The organism is Aliiglaciecola sp. 3_MG-2023, from assembly GCF_030548205.1.
Taxonomy (GTDB): Bacteria; Pseudomonadota; Gammaproteobacteria; order Enterobacterales; family Alteromonadaceae; genus Aliiglaciecola.
In genome coordinates, this window is the sequence record NZ_JAUORV010000009.1 from 208171 (window position 1) to 214336 (window position 6166).

Here is a 6166-nt window from a genome sequence, read left to right on the forward strand (position 1 = left end):
ATATAAATGGTTCTTAACTTAAGAAACAGGGGCCGTAAATAATTACCGCCCCTGATGAGATGTTCGTCATTTTAATGTACTTACGTCACAGAAAGATGACAGGGTCACGACAACTAAGCCGTGCCTTTTTAATTACTCAGCTGCTTCAACGAAATCGTCTTGCTCAGCTTGTACTTCAAGGTTTTGTTCACGGCCTTGGCTTACAGCATCAGCTGCTGCATTCAAGTACAATTGAACAGCACGAATTGCATCGTCGTTACCAGGAATGATGTAATCAACACCATCTGGGTTAGAGTTGGTATCAACTACTGAAATAACTGGGATACCCAAGTTACGTGCTTCAGTAATTGCAATGTGCTCGTGATCTGCATCAACAACGAATAAACAGTCTGGAAGACCGCCCATGTCTTTGATACCACCTAAGCTACTTTCTAGCTTAGTCATTTCACGTTGAAGCATAAGTACTTCTTTTTTGGTCAACTTTTCGAAAGTGCCGTCTTGAGACTGTTGCTCTAGCTCTTTCAAACGCTTGATTGATTGACGAACTGTTTTCCAGTTAGTCAACATTCCACCTAACCAACGCTTGTTAACGTAGAATTGGTCACATTTCTGTGCTGCTTCTTTAACTGCATCGCTAGCTGCGCGCTTAGTACCGACGAAAAGAACTTTACCTTTTTTAGCAGAAACACCGCTTATGTAGTTCAATGCTTCATTGAACAAAGGTACTGTTTTTTCTAGGTTAATGATATGAACTTTGTTACGAGCGCCAAAGATGAAAGGTTTCATTTTTGGGTTCCAGTAACGAGTCTGGTGACCGAAGTGCACGCCCGCTTGGAGCATGTCACGCATTGATACGTTTGCCATTATTAATTTCCTCAAATTGGGGTTAGGCCTCCATACATCCCATCTATCGATCCGTTCAGGCGGCAAACCCGAAGCGGACACCCCGACAAATGTGTCGATGTATGTGTGTTATTAGTTAATTTCGCATTCATCCAGAGCACTAAAATAATGCTATTGAATTTGCGGTGCGCTTTATACCATGCTCCCCTCATCCACGCAAGTAAAAAGCGTTAGTTAGCCCATGCAAATCACCTCAAATAAACTAAATACCCATTTCTTTCACTCGTCTATACATTTTTGAGCTGAAAAGATACAATTCAGCCCATTATTGCAATCAGTTATTTTTTAGGACGCAAAATTGACAATCACGATTAAAACACCAGATGAAATTGAAAAGATGCGTGTCGCAGGCAGACTAGCCGCAGACGTATTACAAATGATTGGCCCTCACGTTAAAAAGGGCGTGACCACCGATGAACTCAATCAAATCTGTCATGATTATATTGTCAATGAGCAACAGTGTATCCCCGCACCGTTAAATTACGGGCATCCTCCTTTCCCTAAATCTATTTGTACCTCAGTTAACCATGTGATTTGTCATGGTATTCCTTCTGATAAAAAGCTAAAAGATGGTGATACCATTAATATTGATGTCACTGTTATTAAAGATGGTTATCACGGTGACACCTCAAAAATGTTTGTCGTAGGTAAACCAAGTATTTTGGCTGAGCGATTAATTAGAGTCACCCAAGAATGCTTGTATAAAGGCATTGAACTCGTCAAACCCGGTGCCCGCCTTGGGGATATTGGACATGTGATTCAGCAACATGCAGAAAGCCATAATTACTCGATCGTTCGCGAGTATTGTGGCCATGGCATCGGTGCGAATTTTCATGAAGAACCCCAAGTAGTTCATTATGGTCGGCCTAATACCGGCGTTGAGTTGCTAGAAGGAATGTGTTTAACCATTGAACCTATGGTTAATGCCGGTAAACGTTATTCAAAAATCCTTCCTGATCAATGGACAGTGGTCACCAAAGATCGCAGTTTAAGTGCACAATGGGAACATACCTTATTAGTGACGAAAAACGGCGTCGAAATTCTCACTCTGCGAGACGATGAAACCATTGATAGAGTGATAAGTCATTAATTCAGAGTATTTTTTTACTTATTATGAATGATTATGACTAACGTAAATTAGTTATTTGCTATACAACTTCGGTTAACGGACACTTTGCATTACAGAGTGAGATTTTTAGTCTGTTTATATTTGGCGTACGGTCGTCTTATTCTAGCTTTTAGAGGTACTAACATTGTCATTAGATCAGCTCATTGAAAATATTCAGAAAATAACTGATATAAATGACATTAGCAGTTTTAAAAAGTGCGTAAGTGATAGCGTAGAATGGTTAACTCAGGAGTTCACTAAAGTTCCGGTTGACCAATTAGTTCACGAAAGAGCTGTTTTCATCGATGCTTTGCTTTTACGCGCTTGGAAATTAGTTGATTTAGACAATCAAAAAGGCTTGGCTTTAGTTGCTGTGGGCGGTTACGGTAGAGGTCAACTTCAGCCTCACTCTGACGTGGATCTGTTGATTCTCAGCGATAAAACTATCAATGCTAAGTTGCAGGAAAAAATTAGCACTTTTATTACGTTCCTGTGGGATATTAAGTTAGATGTGGGTCAGTCAGTACGCACGATTAAAGAAACCTTTAATTTAGCCAAAGGCGACACAACTATCGCCACTAACTTAGTTGAATCAAGGTTATTGATAGGCAGTGAATCTAGCTTTGACACCCTGCAGAAAAAAATAAAAGGTAAAGGCTATTGGTCCAGTAAAGATTTTTTCACCGCCAAGTATGAAGAGCAAAAAGAACGCCATAAAAAATTCAACGATACCTCCTATAATCTCGAACCAAATGTAAAGGAAAACCCTGGCTGTTTGCGGGATATTCAATCTATTGGTTGGGTTGCAAAGCAACACTTTAATGTTTGGAATGGCCACGAATTAGTTGAACACGGTTATTTTACAGAACGAGAATGGGCAGAATTGATTGAATCTCGCTCTCACCTTTGGCAAATACGCTTTGCCCTGCATTTAATATCTGGACGTAGTGAAAATCGATTATTGTTTGATTACCAAACTGATGTTGCTGAACGACTAGGCTATGGTGAAGGAAAGCAAGCAGTTGAAAGAATGATGAAGTCATTTTTTCGAACCGTTCGCCGAGTGTCTGAGCTTAATGGCATGTTGCTGCAATATTTCAAACAGGATATTCTCGAGTTAAAAGTTAAAAACCATCAGATAATTGATGACAAATTTGAATTGTTAGATGGCTTAATCAGCCCTCTTCAAGACGACGTTTTTACCACGCCAAAAGATATACTTTCATTTTTGCTACTCATAGCCAACACTCCAGATTGCACCGGATTGCATTCCAGCTGTTTGCGTCAACTTCGCAATGCACGCCGAAAACTCAATGGCCAGTATTATTGTGAAATCCCCGAGTGTCGTAAGTTGTTTATGCAGCTTATGCGTCATCCTAATTTCTTTGGATTAGGATGGGATTTAATGCATAAGCACGGAATTCTTCAAGCGTATTTACCGCAATGGGACAACATTGTAGGTATGATGCAATTTGACCTATTTCATGCTTATACGGTGGATGAGCATACTCACAGACTAGTAAAACATGTATATAGTTATCACAGTGAAGAAAATAGAGATTTCCCCCGCTGCAAAAAGATTGTAAGAGAAACGGATAAACCGGAATTATTATATTTGGCCGCTATTTTCCATGATATTGGAAAAGGTAGAAACGGCGATCATTCAGTATTGGGTGCAGAAGATGTCGTTACGTTTTGCCAGTCCCATGGCATCGATGGTGATGATGCGGAATTAATTCGTTGGTTGGTAGAGAACCATCTTCTCATGTCTGTGGTTGCTCAACGAAGAGACATCTATGATCCCGAAATTATTGGTGAATTCGCTCGTGCAGTGAAAAGTCAAAATCATTTAAAACATCTATATGCCTTAACTTTAGCGGATATTCGAGCCACCAATAATAACCTCTGGAATGATTGGAAAGCGTCCTTAATCAGAGAGTTGTATTTATTGACCCAAAAGGCATTAGATAATGGCCTTCAGTGCGGCATTACCTTGCTAGAAAGAGTGAATAAACATCAAATAGAAGCCAGAGAGATGCTGAATAAGCAAGGCATTACTGCTGCACAGATAGACCAATTTTGGCATCGGTTAAATAATGATTATTTTGCTAGATTCAGTCCTAAGCAATTGGCATGGCACACAAAAGAAGTGGCGAAAGCAGAAAGCAAAGATGAAAATACCATCACCATTGCGTTAAACGATACAACCGCTAAAGCTGGCACAGAGTTATTAGTTTACGGTAAAAATCGCCCTGCATTATTTGCACAAATAGCGTCGGTTTTAGATAGTCGAAACTGTTCCATTCACGATGCGCAAATAACAATTACCGATGATGGTTATGTTTTCGATAGCTTTATTTTGTTAGAACAAGATGGCTCTCGCATATCCTCCCCAAGTCGTTTAAAAAGCTTGGTTGAAGCAATAGAAGACCAACTTGCTAAACCGGGTAGAGATCATAACAACAGGCGCAAAATGTCACGTCGAATGAAGCAATTAGACGTAGCCACTAAAGTTCGTTTCTATCAGAGTAACAGTGATGTCACTATGGTAGAGCTCGAAGCATTAGATGCCCCTGGTTTACTTGCCAAAGTAGGCCATTTATTTGTCGAGTTAAACCTAACCTTACATATGGCAAAAATTTCGACCATTGGTGAGCGTGCAGAAGATTTGTTTATTATTGCTAATGAACAAGATAACGCCCTCACCACTGATCAACAAGTTCAACTTAAAAAACGATTAACCCAATTATTAGATCAACCCCCAACTAGCGGTGAAGCATGTCAGAGTTAAAAAACCAAATAGAAGCAGCTTTTGAAAATAGAGCATCAATTACAGCCGCGTCAGTAGATGACGCAACTAAGCAAGCGGTCATTAGCGCCATAGATTTATTGAACTCTGGTGAAGCCAGAGTAGCAGAAAAAATAGCCGGAGAATGGGTTGTTCACCAGTGGCTTAAAAAAGCAGTGCTGTTGTATTTTCGCATCAATGATAACGACGTTATGGAAGGCGCAGAAAGCCGCTTTTTTGATAAAGTACCATTGAAATACACAGACTACACAAAAGCACAATTTGAAGCTGAAGGTGTGCGTATCGTGCCCCCCGCAGCGGTGAGAACCGGCTCATTTGTGGGTAAAAATGTAGTGGTCATGCCTTCTTACGTTAACATAGGCGCTTTTGTTGATGAAGGCACTATGGTAGACACATGGGCAACTGTAGGCTCTTGTGCACAAATTGGTAAAAATGTGCATTTATCTGGCGGTGTTGGAATCGGTGGTGTTCTAGAACCATTGCAAGCGAATCCGACCATTATTGAAGACAATTGCTTTATCGGCGCACGGTCTGAAATTGTAGAAGGTGTAGTTGTTGAAGAAGGCAGTGTTATTTCAATGGGTGTATACATCGGTCAAAGTACAAGAATCTATGACCGCGAAACGGGCGAAGTGCACTATGGTCGTGTTCCTGCAGGCTCAGTAGTTGTTTCTGGCAGCCTGCCTAGCAAAGATGGTAAATATAGCCTCTATGCTGCGGTTATCGTGAAAAAAGTTGATGCGCAAACACGCTCTAAAGTAGGTATCAACGCACTTCTACGCGCTGCAGAATAGTCCTTCCTATACCATTCATTACTAATTAAAAAAGCACATAACAACCCTGTAAAATAATCTAATTTACAGGGTTGTTTTTATTCACACAGCATATTCCTTCAACATGGACACCCACAATTACATGGACACCCACGTTTAGCTGTTGGTATTAACCACTAAACAATTACATCAATTACATCAATTACATGGACACCCACACAATTACATGGACACCCATGTTTAGCTGTTGCTATTAACCTCAATATAAAACTGAGCCAGTAGGTCAATTGAATTCTGGTCCATTTTTATCAAACTAAGTGTCCTTTGAGAGGCGGCGATTTGGGACGGATTTTAATAGACAGCCACATTTGGCTAGATAAATAGTGATCATTAGCTGGGAACAATTACATGGACACCCACGTTTAGCTGTTGGTATTAACCTCCAATTACATGGACACCAGCCACAATTACATGGACACCCATGTTTAGCTGTTGGTATTAACCTCAATATAAAACTGAGCCAGTAGGTCAATTGAATTCTGGTCCATTTTTATCAAACTAAGTGTCCTTTGA

Annotated in this window: 4 protein-coding genes; 3 read left to right on the forward strand and 1 reads right to left on the reverse strand. The window is 40.3% G+C overall.

Annotated features, from left to right (window positions below; genetic code table 11):
- Positions 1-132: 132 nt before the first annotated feature.
- A complete protein-coding gene (rpsB, locus tag Q4574_RS12410; RefSeq protein ID WP_303474459.1) occupies positions 133-864 on the reverse strand; it encodes a 30S ribosomal protein S2 in 732 nt (243 codons plus the stop codon).
- A gap of 337 nt (positions 865-1201) precedes the next feature.
- On the opposite strand from rpsB, the gene map reads away from it, so the two are divergent.
- The 3 genes from map (at position 1202) to dapD (ending at position 5614) form a co-directional block, all read left to right on the forward strand.
- Entirely contained in the window at positions 1202-1993 is a 792-nt protein-coding gene (gene map, locus Q4574_RS12415; protein ID WP_303474460.1) for a type I methionyl aminopeptidase, read from the forward strand.
- Between the two features lie 163 nt (positions 1994-2156).
- Positions 2157-4802, forward strand: coding sequence for a [protein-PII] uridylyltransferase (gene glnD / locus Q4574_RS12420; protein WP_303474461.1), 2646 nt, complete (start codon positions 2157-2159; stop codon positions 4800-4802).
- The gene (gene dapD / locus Q4574_RS12425) at positions 4790-5614 is read left to right on the forward strand and encodes a 2,3,4,5-tetrahydropyridine-2,6-dicarboxylate N-succinyltransferase (protein ID WP_303474462.1); all 825 of its coding nucleotides are present in this window, start codon (positions 4790-4792) and stop codon (positions 5612-5614) included. The genes glnD and dapD overlap by 13 nt, the downstream gene beginning before the upstream one ends.
- The last annotated feature ends 552 nt before the right edge of the window (positions 5615-6166 follow it).

Bases quoted from the DNA above. Each gene is read 5' to 3' on its own strand.
- dapD (WP_303474462.1), top strand. From the start codon at position 4,790: ATGTCAGAGTTAAAAAACCAAATAGAAGCAGCTTTTGAAAATAGAGCA.
- rpsB (WP_303474459.1), bottom strand. From the start codon at position 864: ATGGCAAACGTATCAATGCGTGACATGCTCCAAGCGGGCGTGCACTTC.